Source organism: Amycolatopsis sp. NPDC004079 (assembly GCF_040610415.1).
GTDB classification, from domain to species: domain Bacteria; phylum Actinomycetota; class Actinomycetes; order Mycobacteriales; family Pseudonocardiaceae; genus Amycolatopsis; species Amycolatopsis halotolerans.
Map to the genome: position 1 here is coordinate 152,611 of NZ_JBEXMH010000007.1, position 21,207 is coordinate 173,817.

General features: G+C 69.0%; 27 protein-coding genes. 19 read left to right on the top strand and 8 right to left on the bottom strand.

Annotation, left to right across the window (positions count from 1 at the left end):
- The first annotated feature begins 248 nt into the window (after nt 1-248).
- The 8 genes from ABZX37_RS10630 (at nt 249) to ABZX37_RS10665 (ending at nt 7,674) form a co-directional block, all read left to right on the top strand.
- On the top strand, nt 249-596 hold the full coding sequence (locus tag ABZX37_RS10630) for a DUF4262 domain-containing protein (protein ID WP_354738116.1): 348 nt from the start codon (nt 249-251) through the stop codon (nt 594-596).
- 148 nt (nt 597-744) lie between these two features.
- Nucleotides 745-1,464: a DNA cytosine methyltransferase gene (locus tag ABZX37_RS10635; protein WP_354738118.1), complete on the top strand. Its 720-nt coding sequence runs from the start codon at nt 745-747 to the stop codon at nt 1,462-1,464.
- Entirely contained in the window at nt 1,376-2,272 is an 897-nt protein-coding gene (locus ABZX37_RS10640) for a hypothetical protein (RefSeq protein WP_354738296.1), read from the top strand. The genes ABZX37_RS10635 and ABZX37_RS10640 overlap by 89 nt, the downstream gene beginning before the upstream one ends.
- A 191-nt stretch (nt 2,273-2,463) precedes the next feature.
- Nucleotides 2,464-2,625, top strand: a complete 162-nt coding sequence (locus ABZX37_RS10645) for a hypothetical protein (RefSeq protein ID WP_354738120.1) — start codon at nt 2,464-2,466, stop codon at nt 2,623-2,625.
- 820 nt (nt 2,626-3,445) lie between these two features.
- Nucleotides 3,446-3,676: a hypothetical protein gene (locus ABZX37_RS10650; protein WP_354738122.1), complete on the top strand. Its 231-nt coding sequence runs from the start codon at nt 3,446-3,448 to the stop codon at nt 3,674-3,676.
- Nucleotides 3,677-4,217: 541 nt separating this feature from the next.
- A complete protein-coding gene (locus ABZX37_RS10655) occupies nt 4,218-4,661 on the top strand; it encodes an Lsr2 family protein (protein ID WP_354738124.1) in 444 nt (147 codons plus the stop codon).
- Nucleotides 4,662-4,719: 58 nt separating this feature from the next.
- A complete protein-coding gene (locus tag ABZX37_RS10660; RefSeq protein ID WP_354738298.1) occupies nt 4,720-5,964 on the top strand; it encodes an MFS transporter in 1,245 nt (414 codons plus the stop codon).
- A gap of 366 nt (nt 5,965-6,330) precedes the next feature.
- Nucleotides 6,331-7,674 carry a GGDEF domain-containing protein gene (locus ABZX37_RS10665; RefSeq protein ID WP_354738126.1) on the top strand — a complete coding sequence of 448 codons (1,344 nt, stop codon included), beginning with the start codon at nt 6,331-6,333 and terminating at the stop codon, nt 7,672-7,674.
- Nucleotides 7,675-7,726: 52 nt separating this feature from the next.
- Here ABZX37_RS10665 and ABZX37_RS10670 read toward each other — a convergent pair whose 3' ends face one another.
- Both ABZX37_RS10670 and ABZX37_RS10675 read right to left on the bottom strand, forming a co-directional pair.
- Nucleotides 7,727-7,981 carry a hypothetical protein gene (locus ABZX37_RS10670; RefSeq protein ID WP_354738128.1) on the bottom strand — a complete coding sequence of 85 codons (255 nt, stop codon included), beginning with the start codon at nt 7,979-7,981 and terminating at the stop codon, nt 7,727-7,729.
- A gap of 22 nt (nt 7,982-8,003) precedes the next feature.
- Nucleotides 8,004-8,168, bottom strand: coding sequence for a hypothetical protein (locus ABZX37_RS10675; protein ID WP_354738130.1), 165 nt, complete (start codon nt 8,166-8,168; stop codon nt 8,004-8,006).
- A 1,065-nt stretch (nt 8,169-9,233) separates the two neighbouring features.
- On the opposite strand from ABZX37_RS10675, the gene ABZX37_RS10680 reads away from it, so the two are divergent.
- The 6 genes from ABZX37_RS10680 to ABZX37_RS10705 all read left to right on the top strand — a co-directional run bounded on the left by ABZX37_RS10680 (nt 9,234) and on the right by ABZX37_RS10705 (nt 12,586).
- The gene (locus tag ABZX37_RS10680; RefSeq protein WP_354738132.1) at nt 9,234-10,067 is read left to right on the top strand and encodes a trypsin-like serine protease; all 834 of its coding nucleotides are present in this window, start codon (nt 9,234-9,236) and stop codon (nt 10,065-10,067) included.
- A 76-nt stretch (nt 10,068-10,143) separates the two neighbouring features.
- Nucleotides 10,144-10,407 carry a hypothetical protein gene (locus ABZX37_RS10685; RefSeq protein WP_354738134.1) on the top strand — a complete coding sequence of 88 codons (264 nt, stop codon included), beginning with the start codon at nt 10,144-10,146 and terminating at the stop codon, nt 10,405-10,407.
- Between the two features lie 138 nt (nt 10,408-10,545).
- Nucleotides 10,546-10,809, top strand: coding sequence for a hypothetical protein (locus tag ABZX37_RS10690; protein WP_354738135.1), 264 nt, complete (start codon nt 10,546-10,548; stop codon nt 10,807-10,809).
- Nucleotides 10,810-10,907: 98 nt separating this feature from the next.
- A complete protein-coding gene (locus ABZX37_RS10695) occupies nt 10,908-11,225 on the top strand; it encodes a hypothetical protein (protein ID WP_354738137.1) in 318 nt (105 codons plus the stop codon).
- 92 nt (nt 11,226-11,317) lie between these two features.
- Nucleotides 11,318-12,082, top strand: coding sequence for a hypothetical protein (locus ABZX37_RS10700; RefSeq protein WP_354738139.1), 765 nt, complete (start codon nt 11,318-11,320; stop codon nt 12,080-12,082).
- A 249-nt stretch (nt 12,083-12,331) separates the two neighbouring features.
- Entirely contained in the window at nt 12,332-12,586 is a 255-nt protein-coding gene (locus ABZX37_RS10705; protein ID WP_354738141.1) for a hypothetical protein, read from the top strand.
- Nucleotides 12,587-13,820: 1,234 nt separating this feature from the next.
- On the opposite strand, the gene ABZX37_RS10710 is transcribed toward ABZX37_RS10705, so the two are convergent.
- Complete coding sequence (locus tag ABZX37_RS10710) at nt 13,821-14,009, bottom strand: hypothetical protein (RefSeq protein ID WP_354738143.1); 189 nt, start codon at nt 14,007-14,009, stop codon at nt 13,821-13,823.
- Nucleotides 14,010-14,305: 296 nt separating this feature from the next.
- On the opposite strand from ABZX37_RS10710, the gene ABZX37_RS10715 reads away from it, so the two are divergent.
- The 3 genes from ABZX37_RS10715 (at nt 14,306) to ABZX37_RS10725 (ending at nt 16,127) form a co-directional block, all read left to right on the top strand.
- Entirely contained in the window at nt 14,306-14,635 is a 330-nt protein-coding gene (locus ABZX37_RS10715; RefSeq protein ID WP_354738145.1) for a hypothetical protein, read from the top strand.
- A 712-nt stretch (nt 14,636-15,347) separates the two neighbouring features.
- The gene (locus tag ABZX37_RS10720; RefSeq protein WP_354738146.1) at nt 15,348-15,617 is read left to right on the top strand and encodes a hypothetical protein; all 270 of its coding nucleotides are present in this window, start codon (nt 15,348-15,350) and stop codon (nt 15,615-15,617) included.
- A 273-nt stretch (nt 15,618-15,890) separates the two neighbouring features.
- Nucleotides 15,891-16,127, top strand: coding sequence for a CHC2 zinc finger domain-containing protein (locus ABZX37_RS10725; protein WP_354738148.1), 237 nt, complete (start codon nt 15,891-15,893; stop codon nt 16,125-16,127).
- A gap of 300 nt (nt 16,128-16,427) precedes the next feature.
- Here ABZX37_RS10725 and ABZX37_RS10730 read toward each other — a convergent pair whose 3' ends face one another.
- From ABZX37_RS10730 to ABZX37_RS10740, 3 genes are all read right to left on the bottom strand, one after another.
- On the bottom strand, nt 16,428-16,763 hold the full coding sequence (locus ABZX37_RS10730) for a hypothetical protein (RefSeq protein WP_354738150.1): 336 nt from the start codon (nt 16,761-16,763) through the stop codon (nt 16,428-16,430).
- A 371-nt stretch (nt 16,764-17,134) separates the two neighbouring features.
- Nucleotides 17,135-18,247: a zinc-ribbon domain-containing protein gene (locus tag ABZX37_RS10735; RefSeq protein WP_354738152.1), complete on the bottom strand. Its 1,113-nt coding sequence runs from the start codon at nt 18,245-18,247 to the stop codon at nt 17,135-17,137.
- The gene (locus tag ABZX37_RS10740) at nt 18,247-18,432 is read right to left on the bottom strand and encodes a hypothetical protein (RefSeq protein WP_354738154.1); all 186 of its coding nucleotides are present in this window, start codon (nt 18,430-18,432) and stop codon (nt 18,247-18,249) included. The genes ABZX37_RS10735 and ABZX37_RS10740 overlap by 1 nt, the downstream gene beginning before the upstream one ends.
- A 270-nt stretch (nt 18,433-18,702) precedes the next feature.
- Between ABZX37_RS10740 and ABZX37_RS10745 the strand changes: the two genes are divergently transcribed.
- Both ABZX37_RS10745 and ABZX37_RS10750 read left to right on the top strand, forming a co-directional pair.
- The gene (locus tag ABZX37_RS10745) at nt 18,703-18,858 is read left to right on the top strand and encodes a hypothetical protein (protein ID WP_354738156.1); all 156 of its coding nucleotides are present in this window, start codon (nt 18,703-18,705) and stop codon (nt 18,856-18,858) included.
- The gene (locus ABZX37_RS10750) at nt 18,855-19,382 is read left to right on the top strand and encodes a DUF6262 family protein (protein WP_354738158.1); all 528 of its coding nucleotides are present in this window, start codon (nt 18,855-18,857) and stop codon (nt 19,380-19,382) included. The genes ABZX37_RS10745 and ABZX37_RS10750 overlap by 4 nt, the downstream gene beginning before the upstream one ends.
- Nucleotides 19,383-19,426: 44 nt before the next feature.
- On the opposite strand, the gene ABZX37_RS10755 is transcribed toward ABZX37_RS10750, so the two are convergent.
- Nucleotides 19,427-20,638, bottom strand: a complete 1,212-nt coding sequence (locus tag ABZX37_RS10755; protein ID WP_354738160.1) for a M20/M25/M40 family metallo-hydrolase — start codon at nt 20,636-20,638, stop codon at nt 19,427-19,429.
- Between the two features lie 49 nt (nt 20,639-20,687).
- Nucleotides 20,688-21,152, bottom strand: coding sequence for a hypothetical protein (locus ABZX37_RS10760; RefSeq protein ID WP_354738162.1), 465 nt, complete (start codon nt 21,150-21,152; stop codon nt 20,688-20,690).
- Between the last annotated feature and the right edge of the window lie 55 nt (nt 21,153-21,207).

The following is a 21,207-nucleotide window of genomic DNA, read 5'->3' on the forward strand; positions in this document are numbered from 1 at the left end:
GCCGAGCTCACGCGGTCTGTCGGGAAACGCGGAGGTCCGCGATTGGAAACAGCGAGAGCTTTCGCCAGCCGGTTCCGTTGCCGCTAAATGGGTTTCAGGCCCATTGCCCGCGTCCTGAGCCGATGCGTTCAGCCCCGCGGCGAACACCTCCGCCCGGGAACGGGACCGAGCCGAGGGCGAATGGGAACCTCCAACGCGGACGCCGGACGGGAGAGCCGATGCAAGACATGAGCGACAACCCGAGCGCGGTGGGCGACAAGCTGCTGACCATCATCGATCGTGCCGGCTGGGCCGTGATCGTCGTGGCACACGACGACGGCAGCCGATTCGCCTACACCGTGGGCCTGACCCTGAAGCGGCTGCCGGAGCTGTGCCTGTCCTGCCCCGCCACGGAGCAGGGGGTGTCGATGCTCAACGATCTCGCCGAGCGGCAGATCCGCGTCGGCGGATTCGATCCGGGCCAGGTCACGGAAGCGGCGGGCCGGCCAGTGCGGCTGGATCGATGCGCCGACCTCGAGCCGATGATCCTCGTGCGAGAACTGTGCGACGGCAGCACGACAGCGCCTACCGCGCTCGCGGCAACCGTCCTGAACTGACCTGCCCTCGACCATCGCGAAGGCAAGCCCGCACGGGGCGGCAGAAGCATCCCCGCTGACCGCTCCCGCCTGAACGCGTTCCGGACATCCGTCGGCACGCACGCCGCAGCGACGCCCCCCTTGACCCGGCCAGGAAGGAAAAGCGGCGATGAACGCACCTCACCCCCGCGGCACCGGACAGGGCGCAGGCGACACCCTGTGCTTCACCGGAACAAACGGCCCGGCGATCGGGTCCCTCTGCACCGGCGTGGGAGGCCTGGACTTGGGCGTCGCGGCCGTCCTCGGCGGACGGATCGCCTGGTACTCCGAAATCGACCCGCACGCCTCCGCGGTGCTCGCCGCGCGACTGCCGGGCGCGCTCGCCCTCGGCGACCTGCGCACCGTGGACTTCACGCGAGTGGAACCGGTGCAGGTGGTCACGGCGGGCTTTCCGTGTCAGGACATCAGCGGATCCGGGAGACGCGCAGGCATCGTGAAAGGCGCTCGAAGTGGACTGTGGAGCTACATCCTGGAGGTCATTGGCCTTCTGGGACCCGATCTCGTCGTCGTGGAAAACGTCGCCGCCCTCCGATGGAGGAACGGCGGACTCGACCGAGTACTCGGAGGCCTGGCCGAAACGGGGTATGACGCGGTCTGGCGCAGCGTACGCGCCGCCGACGTCGGAGCCGCCCACCGCCGGGAGCGGGTGTTCCTGTGTGCCGTCCCCCAGCAGGAACGGGGTGCGCATGCTCCCCACACCGGCGGCACGCGACGGGGACCAACGAGGCGCGTCCGACCCGGTGCGCCGCCGCGCGGGCGGGCACCAAGTGAATCTGGACGACGTAGTCAACGCGGTCGTGCGGCCCGAGGTGGTGCCGTCGTCGGGTGACGAACTGCCTGCGGCGACGCCTGTCGCTGCTGATCCGTACCGTCCCGTTCCGGCGGGATGCGTGGCGCTGACCGATCCCGCGCAGTCGCTTCCGGACATCCGCGACCGCGACCGCGACCGCGTCATCTGCGGCGAGCGGTCGCACGGCCCCGGCCGATCGGGTGCCGCGCGCCCGACCGTGCCGCATTGCGGCGCGCTGCCGACTCCCGACCGTTCGGTGCTGCGCAACGGCCTGTCGCCCGGGGCTTGGGGCGCACCCGGCGACACCCGCCGCGCACGGCACTACTTCCGACGGAAATACCGGCGCAGCACAGCCCGCGGCCCAGTCCAGAGCGGACGCCCCGCAGACATCGCCGGTCCGCTGGACTGGGGCGACTACGCCGCCGCAGTCCACCGCTGGGAACTGGTCACCGGTCGTTGCGCGCCGCACCCGACCCCGCCCGGGCGATACGGCCTCGCGCCGATATTCGTGGAGTGGCTCATGGGGCTCCCGGCGGGCTGGGTCACGGCCGACCATCTCGGCTTGCCTCGCACCGCACAACTGCGGGCACTCGGCAACGGCGTCATCCCCGCCCAGGCCGCGTACGCGCTGCGACTGCTGCTAGGCGACCTGGCCTCCCTGCACCGCCACCCCTTCCGGCCGACTGCGTCCGCAACGCCGCGACATCCCGGGCCGGCACGCGGATCCCTGCCCCGGCCTGGTGGGCCGACGCGGCCGCCGTCGGCGGCTCGAGCCTCGACCGCCGCCGAACAACGCCGCCGCAGCCGTCCCCTCTCGCGTCGTCGCGCTCGCCGCCCTGCGGACTGAGACCGCGACGACGCTCGTCAGCACAGTCCGCGTGCCACCGCGGCCGCGCCTTCGCCGACTGCTGGTCGGTGACAGGGAGTTGTGTCAATGCCGCGCGCAGCTGGGCTTCGACGCGGAGATGGCCGGCGACGCCAAACCAGGTCGCGGCATTCGGCCGCGTCGTCGACGACCGAGCGGAAGGAAAGGAAGGCATGGAAACGACGGTCTACCGAGTGTGGGCGCCACTGGGCACCGCCCCCGACGGAAGGCCCTCGTGGCTCGCCGTCAGCACCACGTTCATCGATCGGGACGAGGCGGAGGAGTGGGCCAGCCACCTGAACAGCGAACATCGCGTAGAGGACGATGAGCGCTAGCTGGTCGCTGTCGGTCGTCGCGGCATCGTATCCGCCGCGATGCCCTTGCCGCGCGGCCGGGGAAACGGCGACGAGGACAAGCAAGCATCTCTCTGCCTTCAGGGACCAGCACGTAGTACCGGCGCTCGCGTTCCTTTCCGTCGGCCGAGCGTTCTTTCCCATCCGTCGGAAACAAAGCGCGAGCAGAATCCCGGCATCACCTGTCGTTCGATCGTGGCGCACCAGCTCGCCGGAAACACCGGCGCAGCGGATCGGAAACAGTGATCGCTGCCGAAATCCGACCACGCGAGGAATAGTCGGCCTCGCAAACGGACCGCACGGACCGCGCTGCGGTCTCGCAACCGGTCAGGCGATCTGAGTTAGACCTCATCGCCGTCGTCATGGTCCGGTCGCCGCGCGGGCAAACCTCGTTCGCGCAGCGGCATCTCTCCTGACCACGACAGCGCCGTCGCCGCCACACGTTCGCGAGACTTCCCGCGCGCACCCGCCGACCCGAAAGGCGGCAGCCATGGCCGAAAACCTGAAATGCCTCGAGCACAGCGACGAGTGCGTCGGCGCAGTTGAATACCGCACCCCCGCTGTCCGCAAGCGGAAAGCCGTTTCCGCGTTGTGAGGGGCACTGGAAAAAATGCCTCGCGGTGCAGGATCGCGTGAACCGCGACTACCCGGATTCACCGATTCCTCCGCCCGGCTTCGATCCCTGCCTCGCCGGAGAGCGATGGGACGAAGACTTCTGACACCCCTGCCTCGCCGTCAGGAAGCAGCTCGTGCCGCAGCGGGACGAATCGGGCGCTCTGCGGCCGGCAGAAAGGGACCTCGCATGGATGACCTGGTCAGATACCGAGCGAGCGGAACGTCAATGAACGGCAAACGGGAATACGAGCTGGACTTCGACGCGCGACCCGACGACATGCCCGCCGAAGCTGACATCCGCAGGGAGTTGCGCGCGCTCGTCATCGAAGCAGTCCGGGACGAGTGCGGCACCGCACCCGAAGGCGTCTGCCTGTTGCTGGACCCGAGAACCTTTCAGGTGATACGAATCGACGAGTGAGCTCCCTGCAGACCTGTCCGGCGGTGAAGCGCCGCGGTCGTCCCACCGACAGCCGCCAAACGGTGCCGTCGCGTGCGTTCTGCTGCGCAGCCGCACTGGAAAAACAACGCACCGTTCACGCGCCATCCGGGCGGGCGACAGCCGTTCGGGGCCGAGCGTAGATCGCCCGGCGGACGTTCCCTTAATACGGTGCGCATCGGCCCGGACATGCCGGCCTGACGGTCGGTTCCGGTGCAGCCCTCCCGATTCCGGAGAGTGCTGATCCTCCGAGCGACTGCTCGCTGACGACGAGAGCCGGCCGCGAACCGACGAGTCTGCGTGATCGAGAACGACGGTGGCGTGGTCGTGGGTGCCAGGATCGTCAATGCCGCGCGGATTCGAGGGAAGCGCGGGAGAATCCCGCAGTGCGTCGGCGGGTTGTGCGCGCCGCAGATTGTTCCTCCTGCGTCCGCGCCGCGATCAGGGCCTGATTCCGCAGCGCCGCGGGATCGCTACGCTGTGGCCCGTTCCGCCGATCGCAGCGAAAAAAAGGGGAAGCCGCATGGCGCAGAAGATGCGCGTGGAAATAGTCGACGACATCGACGGCAGCGCCGCCGAGCAGACAGTTCCGTTCAGCCTGGACGGCGTGCACTACGAGATCGACCTGTCCGCGGAGAACGCTGCAGTACTGCGCGAAGAACTCGCGCAGTACATTGCCGCGGGCCAGCGCGTGGGAGGTCGGAAAGTCCGCGGCGTCGCCGCAGCGGCAAGTGCCCGTCGGCCTCTGACACCCGCAGAACGCGACCGCAACCAGGCCATCCGGGCATGGGCCCGCGAAAACGGGTTCGCCGTCAGCGACCACGGCCGCATTGCCGAGAGCGTGATCAAGCAGTACGACGAGCGGGACACGACGCAGAAGCGTCCGGTGCCGCGGAAACAGGCAGCAGCGCGGAAGACCCGCGGCACCGCGAAAACCCGCGGCCGCAGGCAGCCCAGCAGCCGCTGACCGCTCGCCCGCGGTCCGGCGGTGTCCCTCTTGCCCCGCGTGCGGCGGCCGGGTCAGTCTGGTCTCCATGAGGGCGGGCTACCGGAGCGTGTTCGGGGTGCCGCAGTTCCGAGCGCTGTGGGCGGCGCACGTGCTGTCGGTCGCGGGCGACCAGCTGGCGCGGGTCGCGCTCACGGTGCTGGTTTTCGACCGGACGCGGTCGGCGGGACTGGCTGCGGTCACCTACGCGCTGACCTACGTGCCGGACCTGGTGGGCGGCGCGGCGTTGTCGGGGCTGGCCGACCGGTTTCCGCGACGGACGGTGATGGTGTGCGCCGACGTCGCCCGCGGTGTCCTGATTGCGGCGATGGCGCTCCCGGGAATGACGTTGCCGGCGCAGGCTGCGCTGCTGGCCGCGGTGCAGCTGGCGTCCGCGCCGTTCTCGGCGGCGCGGCAGGCCGTGCTTCCGGACGTGCTCGAGGGAGCGGATGCTCTCGCGGCGGGCGGCGGCGTGCTGTCGATGACGTATCAAGCGGGCCTGGTGATCGGGTTCGGCGGCGGCGGTGCAGTCGTGGCGGGGCTGGGGACGTCCGGAGCGCTGTGGGCGGACGCGGGCACGTTCGCCGTGTCAGCGGCAGTGATCCGGTTCGGACTTGCCCTGCACGTCCCGCCCGGCGAGCGCGCCGCGGGGGAGAGTCGGTGGGCGGGGATCGTCGCCGGATGGCGCGTCGTCGTTGCCGACGCCCGGTTGCGGTCGTTGCTGGCGCTGGCGTGCTGCTCGGGTTTCTACGTCGTGCCGGAAGGTCTCGCCGTGCCCTACGCCGCGCAGCTGGGCGGAGGACCGGGCGCAGCGGGCTGGCTGTTGGCGGCGGGTCCCGCGGGGATGGTGGCCGGGATGCTGCTGTTGATGAGGGTTCCGCAGGAGCGGCGATTGCGGTGGCTGGGCCCGTTGGCGACGGCGACGAGCCTGGTGCTGCTGCCGACAGGGTGGGGGCCGGGCCTTGCGGCGAGCGCGGTGCTGTGGGCGCTCTCGGGCGCGTTCGCGGGACACACCATGGCGCTGCAGGCGGCGTACGTGTCGACCGCGCCGGCGGAGGCACGGGGCCGCGCGGTAGGCCTGGCGATGGCAGCGCTGCGGGCGGCGCAGGGCCTGGCGATCGTGCTGGCCGGCTTGCTCGCGCAGGTGCTGGCGCCCGCTGCGGTGATCGCGCTCGCCGCGGCGGCCGGGGTGCTCGCGGCGGCCGCCGGGTCGACGGCGTGGCGGCGGGCGGCCTCGCCCGCACCGGGCTGGCGGGACGAGGCCGGAGAGGATCTCGCGGGATGACCGGCGGGCCGGATTCAGGCACCCGGCCGAGAGCCGACTGCGATTAACGGGTCCAGTTGATGTCGCGCACGGCGGCTTCCTCCTCACAGGTGCGACCCGGGAGCGGCTAAACCGCGGGCCCAGGATTCCAGTTGGGCAACGGAGCCGGCCGCACTGCGTACCCGGCCGGCAGAGGAGTTCACCAGTTGATGTCGCGCACGTCGGCACCTCCTCCCCGCGAAAGCGCAGCCGTTGGGCTATCCGGGTGCATTCCGGCTGCACACACCATCGTCGCTGGTTCGACGCCGCAGCGCTGCGTCCGGATTCGGCTACCGTGGCGGTCAGGGGTCCGGACACACTGCTGCTTCGTCGTGCAGGTGAGGATTGGTGCAGGGGCGGATCGGGAAGCCATTCCGACGGGTCGCGGGCTGGAGCCTGTGGCACATCCCGTCGAAGACGCTGCGCGGCTACGTGCTGGTCGTGTACGGTGCGGCCGCCGCCGTCACGGCAGCGACCGCGTTCCTGATGCCCGTCACGGCCGTCGACCTGACGCGGTTCGGCGCACTGGCGTGCTGCGCGGTGGTGTGCATCGAGCTGACCCGCCGCGTCGAGCGGCAACGGGAATACCTCCGCGCCGCGACCGCGCCGTACCAGGACACGAAGTCCGTATGGAGCTTTGCAGCAGTGCTCGTTCTGCCGCCGTCGCTGGCCTCGGCGATGGTGGTGCTCACCTACGCGGCGGCGTGGTGGCGGGTCTGGCCGCGCCGCCAGCGGCCGGTCCCGCCCTACCGGTGGGCGTTCTCCGGCTCGACGGTCCTGTGCGGCACCCAGGCCGCCGTCGCGGTGCTCGCCCTCGGGATGCACCGGTATCCCGGCGTCCCCGAGCCGTCGATCCCGTCCGGCCTGGCAGACCTCGGCGTGGTCGCCGCGGCTGCACTGCTGCGGTGGCTGGTGAACGCCGCGCTGGTGATGGCCGCGATCCTGCTCGCCAACCCGGAAGCCGGGATCGCGGACCTCGTCCGCAGCTTCTCCGAACACCTGGCCGAGGCCGGCGCGATGGGCCTCGGGCTAGTGGCCGCCACGCTGGTGGTCGACAACCCGGTGGTCCTGGCCGGGGTCGTGCTCGCCCTCGTCGTGATGCACCGCGTGCTGCTGCTGCGGCAATACCAGAGCCAGGCGCGCACCGACCCCAAAACCGGCCTGGCGACCGCCGGCCGGTGGCAGGAACTCGCCGAGCAGTCACTGGCCCGCGCCCAGGACCGGGGCAGCACGCTGGGCATGCTGATGGTCGACCTCGACCACTTCAAAGACATCAACGACCAGCGCGGCGGGCACCTCGCGGGCGACCGGGTCCTCGCCGCGGTGGGAGAAGCGCTGCGCGCGGAAACCCGCGAACAAGACGTCTGCGGACGCTACGGCGGAGACGAGCTCGCCGTCCTGATCCCGGACGTCGGCACACCCGAGAACCTGCTCGCGATCGCCGAGCGCATCCGCCGCCGCGTCCGCGCACTGAGGGTCGAGATCCCGGCCGCGGACGACCTCGACGCGGTCGAGATCACCGACCTGACCGTGTCCATCGGCGCGGCCATGTCGCCCGCTGCGGGCGTTGACGACCTCGTGCGGAGAGCCGACGCTGCGCTGTACCGGGCCAAATCGGACGGAAGAGACCGCACCTGCCTCAGCCCGGACCCCGGCCCCGGACCCGGCCGTCGGCGCTCGGCGAACACCTGAACGGCCAGGCGGCCGCGGGTTCGCGCGGCAACAGCTGCGCAACCGCCATTCGTCAATTGCGGCGATCGCGGGGGATGTCGAACTCCCCGTTGTCCCTGCCGTCGAGGTATGCCGCCCACTCGCTGCGGTCGAAGATCAGGTGCACGTCATTTTTGGCCAGGATGTAGAAGATCTCGCCCTGGTAGATCCAGCGTCCCCAGCGAATGGTCTCGCCTGGCGGCAGGCCTTCTGGGGCTGGCTCCCAGGCGACCTGATCGGCAGTCAGGGCGTCGTACAGTTCCCGGGCGCGTTCGGCGCTCTTGCCCATGACGGTCTTGCTCCTCTGGCGGCTATACGAGCACGGCGGAGCGCTGATCCTGCCACTCCCGCGCCGCGTGGGCGACGGACTGTTTCCAGGCCTTGTCGGGCTGGACTTGCGCGATCGCAGCCCGCATCGTCGCAAGGGCAAGCACGAACACGTCGACGGCGGGCTGCGACCACATGCGATCAAGCATGGCACGAGGCACGCCGGAGCGACCCAGGCGACGCCTCCGGCCGGCCACGCCCAGTCCATCAGCAGGATGTCGCACGCGCTGGCCCCGGGGATGTTCGCAGGGGCGTGGTCCCTGTGCGGGATCGTGTCGCCGACGAACGCTTCTCAAGCGGCGCAGTCGCAGATCTCGTCCGCCCAGTGGGATCAGACCGGGGAAGCTGGGATTCGGCAGATCCGCGAACGTGCGACGACCAGGCGGGGAAGATCCGGCGAGCAAGGCGGGTAGCCGGATGCGCGGCCGTCGACGTCGAAGCGGAGCAGGCCCCAGCCTGTTTTTCGGTCCGCTGCTGAGCGACCACAGCGCGGGTTGTCGGTGCGCAGGCCCTTGAGGAACGCCCGGTCTCGGGCCGTGTCCAGGACCGTGGCGATTGCCGCAGTCCTGTCCGTCGCCGACCGTCGATCGCTGCGCACCTGCGGCCGCCTGTTTCGACAGGGCCTCCAGACCGTCGATCGGCGCGCGATCAGGTCGCGCTCCGGATTCTCCTGCGGTCGAAGGGAAACTTCCTCGGCGCCTCCGTCATCGCGAGGGCGCGTGCAGGCTGGCGGACAGCGAGATCCGGGCAGAGGAAAGAAATTCGGTGCCCCCGTTACGCGAGTACCGCCACGAACCCGCACAGCACCAGCACGGCCGCGGGCACCGCCGCGGTGCCGATGGGTCGTGTGGCCGCGGCCCTGCGTTCGTTGTCCGGCCCGTCCCCTTTCTGAGCCGTGCAAGCAGATGACAAGCCGATCGGGTCGGCGTGCTCGGCTCTGCGGTGCGGTGGAAGCGATCGCGACGCGCGCGTGCTTCCAGGAAGGGCCGGTTCCTCGATCGTGAAACACCCGTGCGCCGGGTTGGAAACACGGATCGCTTCCGCTGCCTGTCCGTCGTGGGCCAGGGTCACGTCCAGACGATCGTGCGGCGAACGCAACGTACTGCGGTCGGCAGCCGAGCAACGGTTCAGTTCGCTTCTGGCCTGGGTCTGAGAACGTCGTCGTCGCACCCGACGAAGGCCAGGAAAGGTTTACCGGGGAGGGGTTGGACCTAGTGATCAAACACGTTTTGCTGCGCGCGGCGTCCGTCATGGCGGTCGTCGCGGGCAGCGTTGTGGCGACGGCGCCCGCGTACGCCATCATCAACGGGAAGCCTGCGACCGCGAGCTATTCGTTCGTCGTGTCCGTGCAACGCGAATACGGCGGCGATCCGAACACGCAGTGGTGCGGGGGCGCGCTCGTGGCACCGACCTGGGTGGTGACGGCGGCACACTGCGTCACCAAGCCAGGCGTCGACGGCGCGCCCTACACCCCGGTCGCGCCGTCGACCTGGCATGTGCGGGTAGGCTCGAACGACCGCACCCGCGGCGGCTCGACGGCGAACGTGGCCGAAATCGAGGTCGCTCCCGGCTACGTCAACCGCGCGGATCGCAACGACGGCAAAGACATCGCACTGATGCGCCTGGACAAGCCGATGGCACAGCGGCCGATCGCTCTCGCCGTCGTCGCGCCGGCACCGGGGGAAGTCGTGCGGCAGCTGGGCTGGGGCTACACCGACATCGAGCAGAACAAGCCCTCCGAACTGCCTGTGCTGCTGCGGCAGCTCGATTCGCCGGTGGTTCCCCCGAACAGTCCGCAATGCGTGGCCGACCCGGTCGCCGGAGACAGCTACGGCATTCGACCGCACGACTTCTGCGCCGACTACCCCGATGACGTCTCCGGTTCCTGCGGCGGCGATTCCGGATCGCCGGTCATCCAGGCGGCATTCGGCCGCTACCAGCTGGCAGGGGTCCAGAGCAGAGCGCCAGGTGACGTGTGCGGCCAGAGCCCGGACATCGACACCAGCGTCGCCCACTACCGCAGGTGGATCCTGAACGCGATGGGCTGACATCCTCGCCGGTCAAGATCCAGGTGAGCCATGCCGTGGAGGTGACGCGCTTGACGGCGAACGAAGGAGCACGGGCATGAGCGAGCCAAGTCGCATGCAATACCTCACAGCCGAGGTGACACAGTGGCTGAAAGACGACGCGACTGTGCGGGACGAGGCCGCGCGGATCGCGGCCCAGCCGGGAAAAAGCACCGTGAGCAACCTCGGCTCCTGGCTATGGCACACAATCCACGCGGCGCCGCGCAGCAGCAAAGCCTGGCACCTGGCCCAGGAACTGGCCCCCAACGACTATTTCCGGGTGTCCTGGGGCGCCGTCACACGCTCGATCCAGGACACGTAAGCGGTCGTTTGTGCTGCGGGAGCTACCCGCAGCCGAATGCCGGTGAATCGGGAAACAGCGGAAACACCGAGCGCTTCCTTCGTCTGCCCTCCATGGAGACAGTAGGTGCCTGATCGGTGAGCTCGCTCGGAGGACGACATGAAAACCGACGATCGGGAGGACGGTCTGCGGCACGTCCGGGTGTCCGACGGAAACGAACTCGTGTGCCCGCACTGCGCCGCCGAGGGGCAGATCTACGCCGAGGAGGAGTGCAACCGGCACAGCTCGGTGAGGATGGATTCCTGGGGCGGCCGAGCCGTGATCACGGCCGGGGAGACGGCGTTCGACCACCTCAGGTTCTTCTGCGAGAACTGCCAGCGCGACGTCGAACTCCCGCCGAGCATCCGGCCGCGCAACCTGTAAACCGCCCCGGCACGGAGGATCCGGCAGACCGGCACCTGAGTCGAGCCGTCGCCTGCTGCAACACGCTGTCGATGCCCGAAAATACAGGGAGAGCCGTCATGCTGGACCTCGAGCCGTTCCGGACCGCCGAGACGATCCGCTGGGTGCGGCGCACCGAATTCGCCCCGCACTCCGGCGACGACGGGAACCTCGTGGCCAGCACAGGACATTCGATCCCGCTCGACACATGGACACCAGAGTCACGCCGGCGGTGGAACCAGCGCGGAGACGGTCTCGAAATAGCCGAGCGGCCGCCATTCGACGACAAGTCCGGGATGGTCGTCGTGGACCCCGAAACACTCGACGACGTCCACGAGGCGGTCCGCGCGTGGTGCCGCGACAACCTGGGCCGAACCGACCTCGCCTTCGACGACTGACCGCGTCCGGCGAAGACCCCGCACGGCACAATCGGCGACAGCCCGCGTGGCGCGCAGACGCAGCCCGTACGGACGGAGGCAGGATGAAGGCCATGCCCGACTCTTCCCAATCCGCACCGCAGCCCGCTCCGGAGGACGAGGCCCGCCGGATCGGCGCGCACTTCGACCGCGCCCAGCCGTACCCGTGGGAACCGGCTGGATCGGACGCGTCGCCGTGGGGCCGGGCATGGGTATGCCGAGTCGGGGCAGGGCGGGTGTTGCACGTCGTCGGAGCCAGCGAGATGGCCGAGAGACTGCGAGACCTCTACGGCTCCGGCGCGGTCGTGGGCTGGCAGCTGCAGCCCATGGCGCAGTCGCGCACGCCGTTGGAGGATTACGAGGCCGAGTTCGCCGCGGCCGGGCAGCAAGACGGCGGCAATCGCGGCTACGGTCAGCTGCGGCGCGCCGGGTTCGCCTTCGGCGAGGAGATCGCCGCCTGCCCAGACGACGCGCTGCTGAGGATCCGCAACGTCGGGCCGAAGACCCTGGGAAAGATCCGGCGGATCGTCGGCGGGCCTCCCGAGTTGCCGGCCCGTGTCGCGGCCCCGGTCGACAGTCCCGAGCCGATGACTTCCGCATCCGCGCAGCTCCTGGAGGGCCGGTTGAGCGCGTCGACCCGCGCCCGGTACCCGGAACTCATTCGCGGACTGGCTGCTTCGCGCATGCCGCTGTCGGCAGCGGAGACGATCGTGCAGTCTCTGGAACGCGAAGCGCTGCCCCCGTCGGAGCCGCTCGTCGCGCTGCTGCTGGAAACCGCCGGGCAGACACGACTGCTCGACATCTACCGCGCGACCCACCAGGACCAGAGCCCGCAATAGGGCGCGGGCACGGGGCAGGAAGCCAGGCATGGTCGCTACTCGCACTCGCGGCGGCCATGCCGCCGGAAACAACGGCCGCGAACTGAAAACAGCCATCGCTTCACTTGCCTGCCCTCGTCCCGATCGAGCGCTAAAACGAGGATCGTCGGGATCCGAGGCGCGTTGCCCCTCAAGTACTGCGCGGCTGACGAAGAAAAGTGCACGGTTCTATGCTGGCTGCGAAACTCGTGTCTCGCGAAAGGAACCCAGATGACCCCGTCCGCACCGAACGAGCCGCCAGTCAACCCGGATTATGCAGACCAGCGCGCGGAGCATTTGGCCTGGAGCAAACAGCGAGCTTTGGAATACGTAGACCTGGGCCAGTTGGAGACTGCACTGACGTCGTTCTTCTCGGACATGTCCAAGTCCCCGCTCACAGCAAAGAACGAGGCCATCGGGTTGGGCACGCGGCTGATGGTCGACTCGGCACTGCCGCTGCAGTGCGCGAGTATCTCGAAGGCGTGAAGTAGGTCTTCTTGAGACCGGTGCGCATCGCCCGTCCCGAGGCTGGCGGGCCCGCGGAGCCGGTGCACCAGCCGAACGCGGCGGCCGGACTACGCCGCGGAGGAACAGTCCTTGCCCTGATTCCGGCAGGTGTCGTCTGCCGCGAGAGGCAGAGCCACCTGTGTTAGCAACGGGGTCGCGCGCATGATCCGCTGATCGAGAACACGGACCTGACACAGTTCGCGTCTACGGCGAGGCCGAGCCCTGCCTGCCCGTCTATCCCGCCCGGTCGCGCTGAGCTACGTGCTCGCGGTCGCCTGCACGTCTCGCGGAGGACAGCGTGCGCACGTCGCGGCGCCCGCGCCCGGGATCACTCCTGTCGGAGCCGGGATGGAGGGCTTCGGCGAACGGATAGCGGCCGGTGTCAGGCACCGCGACGGTTGCACGGTCGCACTGTCTACAGGCGGCAGCCACCGATCCCGCCGCTCGCACCCTGGCTACGGACAGGTTGATGCGCCAGATGCGCCCCGCCCCGCCCCGGCCGACTGGCCACGATCGGCAAGAGCGTGCTGGTGCCTCCTGCGGGCGCGTTGGGGAGAACATCCTGGCATAGGAATGCGAATGCCTGCAGACGTCGCCATCGTCTTGCCCGGTACCCGGCTTCCGGGCGGTCGAGGATTCTCGTCACTGAGGTGCGAATGTTCAGCGCAGACGAATGGAAGGTCGTGGCCGAGACACCGCAGATCGCGAATCCGTCCGCTGCCAGGCGATGCTCGACGCCCGCCTCAAGGTCAGGGACGTCGAATGCCGCTAGATGGCCCGTGCGACACCGCCCTGCGAAGACAGTTGATACGACAGGACGCAGCGGGCGGGAGAAATCAGGAGGCGGGCGAAGCGCCAAGGCCGAGGCATCCGCCGGATCGTCGCGCACCGGCCTGCCGCTCGCACCGTGACCGCCTCGAATGCGAAGCCGGCGCAGCACGGCTTCGCATAGCCCACAAGGGACCAGACAGCGTCGCCGTTGCGCCTCGCAAACCTCGCATGCCGCTGGACAGCGTGCGCGAGCAGCTATTGCGCAGGGCTCCGCAGAGGAATTCGGGCGCAGGACGAGCGCGAGCCACTCGCCGTGCCTGCTCGCACACGAGGACTTGCTTGTCCCGTTAGCCTGCGGCGGAGCGAAACCCGTCGAGACAGTTCTCGGAAAATGCGCGATGTTTCAAGATGTATCGCGGAGGGCATGCGCGGAAGGGTCATCTCAGAAGTGCTCGTCGCTTCGAACGATCCGGAGGCGGGTCCGCGCGGGGTGCGACTGCTGATGACCGGTGTCGGCCTCTACGTGGTGTTCAATCTGCCCGGCAAGGGCATCGCAGGTTGGATCGTGGTGTAGGCGCAGCCACACGAGAAGATCCTCGAGGTGCAGCCATTGAACGTCCTGGTAGATCATCAACCGCAGCGTGTGTCCGGACGGAGCGGGCACGGGTGCCTCCCTCGGCATCGGCGGACTGCCACGGTATTCGATCGGGCACAGGAATGGTGCGCTGATACGCGGCGTCGGTGTTGGCGGATCGCGCGGGACTGTTTCCAGTAGAGCTGTTATCTGGAAACACCATAGGAAGTGCTGGAAACAAACATCCGTTTCGCTGCGTGAGTTCGCGGGCGATAGTCGTTCCGTTCCCCGACGTCGACTGATCGGGACGTAGCTCGCGGCATTGGACTTCGAGTCTGATCTCTGCTTTGCGAATGGAGGTTCTGGTGGCGCTTGACGGGTTCTGGTCCGCGGTTGATGCGCAGATCAGAGAGTTGAAGTCGGCGCGCAATGCGCGCGATGTGCTGAGGATTCTGTCGCAGGAACGCAATCCCTACGGCCGGGGAGTGAGCAGCGCCCCGGGTTTCTTCGCCGGTTCCGGGGGAGAAGCTTCAGTCGAGGGTTCGTTGTCCGAAGCCGGTTGGCGATACGTGTGGCGGGAGGCCAGCTATCACTACTGCATGCGTGCACCGGACGGTTCGATGATCACGTACGTGGAGGGCGATATCTATGACGGTGACGGTCGGTTGCCTGCGGGGTCGTAGCAACTCCTGCGCGAGGATGAGGTCCGGACTCTCCCGGGAGCGTCGCGTGATGCGTTTCCGCGGAGAGCGAGTCTTGTCTGACGTCGTCTCGAAGGCCGGATTCCAGGTCAGCGGCCGTACGTCGTCGCAGTCGCTGGTGGCGATCTTGAGTCGGTCGCCCGCGCACGATCGGCGCTCGTGGCTATTTCACCGCCGCCGTCCGACCGCCTTGATTACGGGCAGACGCACGGCTGGGCATTCGAATCGGCGTTGACGATTATTTATGCAAGTCCGTGCGATGGTTGTCCGGGCGTTGTCCGGGCCATCTGGCCAGGGAGTCGCCACTCGACGACATCGCCCGTCCCTGCGCAGCGATGGTTCCCAGCAGTCCGCATCGAGCGCTGCGGGGTCATTGCAGGCTTGGTCGACGCCGAATCCGTATGGGTTGCTGGCGTCGGCCGAAGCGTCCAGTCGCCAGATCTCGCCGAGCGCTTCCCGATACACGGTTTGCGCCTCGTCGACGTCGGTTTTCACGACGGCGGTGATAGTCGGCGGCCGGGGCATTGCCCGAATCCATCCAATCCGCGCAGCGCGTGCATCAGGCGGCGTCGAGGAGATCTCTCGCCCTGGGAAACTGCCCCGGGACGTCGAACTCGTCGGAGGGGCTCGCCAGGCTGGGGGACGCGCCTCGTGCGAGGTGACATCATCGGTGCCCGGGCTCTACATTGCGGGCATGTCTTCCACCGACGGATCCGTGTCCCCGCTCGACGCCAAGATCACCGCGGCACAGGTGCTCACCGGACTGGCCATGTTGCTGCGGTCGGATGATCCGCAGATGCACGACCGCGACCAGCGTCTGAAGAAGGCCGCTCAGTTCGACCGCGTCGCGAGTGCGCTGCTGGCCGAGGAAGAGCCGGCGGGGGATTACCTGCGCCACTCCTCCGAATGGACAGGCAACCTGTCATTCCTGCTGGGCATTCACGACCGTCGCACAGCAGGTTGACCAGACTCCTGCCTCCGGGCGCCGGCAGGCGATTGCGCTGCACGCCAGCGGGACAGGCTCCTGGAACGGACTTGCCGCCACGTCGGAACGCCTGCTGTCGTTGGACGTCGAAGCAGCGGCCATCGCAATCCGTTCCCGTACGGACGTTCGCGGCTGTCGAGGCCGCGTCTCTACCGTTCGCCCGTTGAGCCGAGTGGCGACGAGTACGACCGGGTCGGCAGTTCGCCGACACCGTCGTCCGAGGCCGGCAATGCGGAAGGCTAGCGTGGCGGCATGGTCTCGATTGCGGTGTCCTCGTCCGAGCCGCCTGATGCAGGCGGGATAGTTGCGCTGGTCGAGCAGTACGTGCGGCTCAGCCCGATCGGGGAACGGCAGTTGCGCGGCGACTGCCCGTTCTGCGGTTCTCGGATGTTCCGCGTCCGGCCGGACCACAACACGTTTCACTGCTTCGCTTGCGGCGAGGGCGGCGGTGTGCGCCGCTTCGCGGAGAAAGTCGGCTACCGCCCCTGAATGCCGCCCGGCCGGGCAAGCTTGCGGTCGTGCCGAGCACCATGTTCTCAGAAACCATCAGCACCGCGGCTTTCTCGCCGCGCGATCCGGCTTCCGGCGCATACGGGTTCCGCCGGGCGCGTGCGGCTTCGGCGCCGCGGACCTTCCGCACTGCCTCTGATCCGACCGTGGCATGCCCGCCGCCGGTGGCGTCGTGCTCTGTGTCCGTCAAGAGGCCTTTCCCTGCGTCGCGGAAAGAAACTCCTTGCGGTATCACCGCGCTGACGTCATGACTGTGACCCGACCGGGGACGCACGAGGTTCAGCGCGGCAGGGATGTGCGGCGGCTGATCGTCGGGCGTTCGCGGTTGTAGTCGCTGTAGAAGCCGGTGGGCTCGCGCCAGTGCGAGGACCACGGGTGTTCCTTGGCGCTCTGCACGAACTGCAACATCATGTCCAGCTGCAGCTGCTCGTCGTGGCGGGCGACTTCGCCCTCGTCGGTGAACCGGACCAGCAGCACCATCTCGTCCTTGCCGTGCACGTCGCAGAACAGGATCTCCCGCGCGGCGGCGTACACGTCGTAGCCGCTGCAGTCCAGCGACATCCGCGCGGCGCGGCCGACCGCGACCGCCGGGGCCCCATGGCGTGGAGGAACCATTCGCCGAATCCGACCGCGTACCCGTGCTCGACGATGTGGCCGTCGCGGGAGAGTCTGCGCGGGAGGTCCTGGACCGACGGCACCGCGAAGTATTGGCTCAGCCGCAGTCCGTTGTGGTGACAGGAATTGCCTTGCTGGTACTGCTGGCACAAGAACTTCCGCCGCGCCATCCCATCGTTCCCTTCGTCGCCGGACGCTGCCTGGGCAACGGTGCGTCCAGTTGCGCCGATCATCCGCTGGCGGCGGGATCCACGATCGGGCCATCCATCCCCGTCCGAGGGGATGGCGTCCCGTGATCTCCTGTTGCTGCGCCGCAGTCTCTTGCGGAGGTTGTCTTCGTCGGTGTGCTCGGCGCGCGTTGCGGTGGGAACTCATTCGCGGAGGTCGATGGTGGCGATGCCGGTGTCGGGAAGAGGGCCGGATCGCCAGCGGATCCAGAGCGGCATTCCGCCCGCTGCGTGGGCGAACCGCAGTTTCTCGACGCTGGCGGGGTTGTGGGCGGAGTCGATCTCGATGACCAGGTCGGGGCCGTGGGGCCGGGTGATGACGATGTCCAGCCGGCCGTAGCGGGCCGCACTGCCGGGTGTGATCGGAATGCCGAGTTCGCGGTAGCCGATCCAGCGGTGGTGGCGGAAGCGGCGGGGCTGGGCATCGGCAAAGTCCAGGACCAGGCGGGTGAGGATCCCGGTGCCGGTCTTGGTGTCGCATCTCTCGGCGGTCGCGGCGAAAGCGTGTTGCAGCCAGCCGCGCAGCGCGGCGACGACGGCGGGGTCCTCGCCGGGCGGCGCGGTGTCGTGGCCGAGGATCCGCAGCCAGCCGGGCGGCCAGTAGGCCTTGCCCAGCACCATGACCGGTTCCCGGGCCTCGATCGCGGCTCGCACCTGGTCCGCGGTGGGCGGAACCTGTCCCAGCAACGTCGCGGCCTCGCGCCGGGCGGTGCCTGCGGCTCCGGTTTTGCCGAACTCGCGCTCGGCGACCAGCGCCCGGCGGATCCGGGCCAGCGACGTGCTGCGCCAGGACGCGACCAGCGGCGCGGGCACCGACTCCGGGACCTCGATCTCCGCCAGGATCCGCTGCGCCTCGTCCCCGGTTCCCGCGTAGGCGGCGCGTGCTGCCTCGCGCTGGTCCGACACTTGCTCCTGTTTTTTCTCCCATGCCGCGCGCCGGCAGGCCGGACAGTCCCGCTCCGGGCGGGCGAAACGGGCCTCCACCGTGACGACGTGCCCGCAGGCGAAGCTGGTGATCACGCTGTGGCCGACGCACACCCGGCAGGCGGCGCGGTCGTTGCGTTTCCACGCAGGCATGCCGGTGCGGGCGGCGACCGTTTCCGACCAGCGGTGCCCGGCCGGGCACCGCCACCACGCGCGCAGCGAGTTCTTCGCCGAGGTGTTGTGCGGGGTGTGGACGCCGTTGTGGTCCGGATCCCACGTCGCGGCGACGTCGGGGTGCACGGCGGCCAGCGATTGTTCCGGCTTCATCCGCATCAGCGCGCCCCTTCCGGTTGCTCGGTCCGTAGCGCCCGCGCGAAGAATCGTTCGCCTCGGCCGGGGAGGGTCCCGCCGGGCACGCCGAACACCGTCCGCAGGTCGATGCCTACGTGCGGTTCCAGGACCTCGAAACTCTGGCGCGTTCCGCGCGCCCAGTCGCGGATCAATCTCTGCTCGGTCAACCCTGAGGAGTCAGCACCCACCCACCGGATACTCCCGGTCGCGGGCCCGCACCGGGCGATGCGACCCGGCGCGCCGGACGCAGTTCACCGACTTGCCCTAACGCGACAGCCCCGCCTGCCGGTTGCGCCCCACGCCGCACCGTCCTCGCCCACAGCCTGGGGACCGGTGCCCGCGAACGCCTGCTGGCCTTCGACGCCGACGAGTGGGCCGCCGCCGAGGCGACGCCCTCGGACGAGGAGATCTCCCGAATTCGGCGGCTGATCACCCGCATGAAGGCCGACCTGGACGACCTGACCGCCGAGGACCGAGCCCAGATTGAACAGGCCACCGCCATCGTCCGCCAAGGCCGGCAGAAGGTCGTCGGACTCGGGATGCCCCGCGTCCGGCAACCGCTGCCCGACGTCCGACCGGAGAGGACCGCGTGAATACACCGGACCGTTTGGCCGAAGGGCGGCGAGCCGATTCCGCCCGCCGCCGCCAGCGGGTCATCAAGGCCATCAACGCCGCAGCCGCGGCCGGCGGCGAGATGACCGCATCCGCGATCGCCCGCGCAGCCGGAGTGGATCGCACTTTCTTGTACCGCCACAAGGATTTGCTCGCGCAGATTCACCAGGCGCAGGCCGAACCACCGGCCGCTGAGAACGGCGGGCCGATGGTCAGTCGCGCTTCCCTCCAGGCCGACCTCGCGAACGCACACGGGCAGATCAACCGGCAGGCCGCCCGCATCCGCCAGCTGGAGACGAAGTTGTCCACCATGCTGGGCGAGCAGGTCTGGCACGAATCCGGGCTAGGTGCTCCTGCCGACATCGACGCGCTCCAGCGCCGCGTCACTGACCTCGAACAGGAGGTCGTCGGCTTGACAGGGCAACTCGAAGACCGTGACCAAGAACTGGATGCGGCTCGGCAAGCGAACCGTGAGTTGATCACCAGCCTGAACAGACGTGGCTGATCATGCCCAGGCCAGGCGGGCGCCTGGTAGTGGGCATGGTCGCGCTACATACCCAGGAGCGTGAGCATGGCGGCGTGGTAGATGGCTTGGATGGAGGGGATGGTGTCGAGGCGGATGCGCTCATCGGTGCCGTGTAGGCCGATGTAGTCGACGCCGAAGCCCGCGGTGGCGGGGATGTTCAGGCCGGCGAGATAGTTGCCGATGTTGGAGGGGCCAGCGATCTTGGGCTCGACCTCGACGCCGACCGATTTGGCGGCGTCGAGGATGGCGGTGCGCAGGCGGGAGTCTTCGGCGAGGGCGAACGCGGGCCAGCGGGTGTCGACCTGGATGAGGGTGGGCTGGGTTCCGGGCCAGGCGTCGTCGACTTGGGCGACGAGGTGTTTGAGCAGTCGGGCGGCGTCCTCGTCGTCGAAGTTTCGGGTGGTGCGGACGTCGACGTGGAGGGTGCACAGGTCCGGGGTGACTGAGTAGCCCTGGCCACCCTCGATGGCGGTCACGGTGAGCTTGCCGGCCATGGGGAATTCGGAGCTGGCGCTGTCGGAGAGCTCGGCGGCGGAGAGCACCCGGACCAGGTTGGCGGCCTTCTCGATGGCACTCGGGGTGGTTTTGCTGCCGCCGGAATGTGAGGCCACGCCGTGCACGTGCAGTTTGGCGCGGTGCACGCCGCGGCCGCCGACGACGAGTTTGTCCATACCGGGGTAGCCGATCATCACGCCGGCCACGTCGTCGGGCGCGTCGGGACCCTCGAAGTAGCGTTTCGCGCCGCCGAAGGCGCCGGTGTGCTCGTCGACATCGAACAGGAGAACCAGGCTGCCGCGCAGCTGGTCGGCCATGGTGGCGAGCCGGGCGGCGATGTGGCAGAAGATCGCGGAGCCGGACTTGGAGTCGGCGCTACCGCGTCCATTGAGCCAGCCGTCGACGATGGTCGCGGAGGTCGGCGGGTGGGTCCAGGCAGCCTCGTCGCCGAAGGGTGCGGTGTCCAGGCAGGCGTCGAGCACCCAGCGGGGACCGGGACGAGCTCCACGGATCTCGCAAGTGAGGCCGACGGTGGCGCCCGTCTTGTCCTTGAGCACGGTGACGGCCAGGTTGCGCTGTTCGAGCCAGGTGCTCAGCCGGTTGAGCACCGGCTCGTAGGGGTCGATACCGCCGCGGCTCGGAATGGCAACCAGCTCGCGGGTCAGGGCGATGACCGACTCGTGGTCCTCGCTGGCCGCGGCCAGCACGTCGTGCTCACCGCCGTGGTTGATCGGGTTCACGATCGGCACCTCCCTTCACCCACGCGCTGCTGGGCGTCGTCTCTGGTGTCTAGCTTCGCACGGTCGGCAGGTCACGCAGGGCCTGGTCACTCTCGACCCGGCGGGGGCTGGCGTAGACCTGCCGTGCGTGGTCGATCAGGCGTTCGGCCACCGCCGCCTCGAACAGCCCCCCGGAGTCGAACGCCTCGGACGAGGTCAGCGAAGGGATCGGCACGACTGCGGTGGACTCTGAGGCACAGAAGAACCGCTCCGGGGTTCCGGGGTCGTCCTCGACGATGCCGATGTGCAGCGTCTTCAACCCGAGGCTGCGGTCGTGCGGATCGCGGATCTTCACCAGCCGCAGCAGGTGGTCCTTGAGGACCTGGTGGCGCGGCGGGCCGAACAGCACCCGGTAGTGCACCAGCTCGGGCCGCTGCACCAGCACGGCCTCGATCGCGTCGAGGTAGGCCGCGTCGCGTGAGCGCGATCCCACGACCGCCAGGTACTGGCCGGCGTCGCGGACCACCTCGGTCATCGCGGCGCGCAGGTCGTGGTGACCAACCAGCAGGCGTGGTGTCTCGGATGCGGAC

Excerpts from the sequence above, each read along its gene's own strand:
- ABZX37_RS10635 (WP_354738118.1), top strand. The coding sequence starts at position 745 with ATGAACGCACCTCACCCCCGCGGCACCGGACAGGGCGCAGGCGACACC.
- ABZX37_RS10645 (WP_354738120.1), top strand. The coding sequence starts at position 2,464 with ATGGAAACGACGGTCTACCGAGTGTGGGCGCCACTGGGCACCGCCCCC.
- ABZX37_RS10650 (WP_354738122.1), top strand. The coding sequence starts at position 3,446 with ATGGATGACCTGGTCAGATACCGAGCGAGCGGAACGTCAATGAACGGC.
- ABZX37_RS10655 (WP_354738124.1), top strand. The coding sequence starts at position 4,218 with ATGGCGCAGAAGATGCGCGTGGAAATAGTCGACGACATCGACGGCAGC.
- ABZX37_RS10670 (WP_354738128.1), bottom strand. The coding sequence starts at position 7,981 with ATGGGCAAGAGCGCCGAACGCGCCCGGGAACTGTACGACGCCCTGACT.
- ABZX37_RS10675 (WP_354738130.1), bottom strand. The coding sequence starts at position 8,168 with ATGCTTGATCGCATGTGGTCGCAGCCCGCCGTCGACGTGTTCGTGCTT.
- ABZX37_RS10685 (WP_354738134.1), top strand. The coding sequence starts at position 10,144 with ATGAGCGAGCCAAGTCGCATGCAATACCTCACAGCCGAGGTGACACAG.
- ABZX37_RS10690 (WP_354738135.1), top strand. The coding sequence starts at position 10,546 with ATGAAAACCGACGATCGGGAGGACGGTCTGCGGCACGTCCGGGTGTCC.
- ABZX37_RS10695 (WP_354738137.1), top strand. The coding sequence starts at position 10,908 with ATGCTGGACCTCGAGCCGTTCCGGACCGCCGAGACGATCCGCTGGGTG.
- ABZX37_RS10700 (WP_354738139.1), top strand. The coding sequence starts at position 11,318 with ATGCCCGACTCTTCCCAATCCGCACCGCAGCCCGCTCCGGAGGACGAG.
- ABZX37_RS10705 (WP_354738141.1), top strand. The coding sequence starts at position 12,332 with ATGACCCCGTCCGCACCGAACGAGCCGCCAGTCAACCCGGATTATGCA.
- ABZX37_RS10710 (WP_354738143.1), bottom strand. The coding sequence starts at position 14,009 with ATGATCTACCAGGACGTTCAATGGCTGCACCTCGAGGATCTTCTCGTG.
- ABZX37_RS10715 (WP_354738145.1), top strand. The coding sequence starts at position 14,306 with ATGGAGGTTCTGGTGGCGCTTGACGGGTTCTGGTCCGCGGTTGATGCG.
- ABZX37_RS10720 (WP_354738146.1), top strand. The coding sequence starts at position 15,348 with ATGTCTTCCACCGACGGATCCGTGTCCCCGCTCGACGCCAAGATCACC.
- ABZX37_RS10725 (WP_354738148.1), top strand. The coding sequence starts at position 15,891 with ATGGTCTCGATTGCGGTGTCCTCGTCCGAGCCGCCTGATGCAGGCGGG.
- ABZX37_RS10730 (WP_354738150.1), bottom strand. The coding sequence starts at position 16,763 with ATGGTTCCTCCACGCCATGGGGCCCCGGCGGTCGCGGTCGGCCGCGCC.
- ABZX37_RS10735 (WP_354738152.1), bottom strand. The coding sequence starts at position 18,247 with ATGCGGATGAAGCCGGAACAATCGCTGGCCGCCGTGCACCCCGACGTC.
- ABZX37_RS10745 (WP_354738156.1), top strand. The coding sequence starts at position 18,703 with ATGAAGGCCGACCTGGACGACCTGACCGCCGAGGACCGAGCCCAGATT.
- ABZX37_RS10760 (WP_354738162.1), bottom strand. The coding sequence starts at position 21,152 with ATGACCGAGGTGGTCCGCGACGCCGGCCAGTACCTGGCGGTCGTGGGA.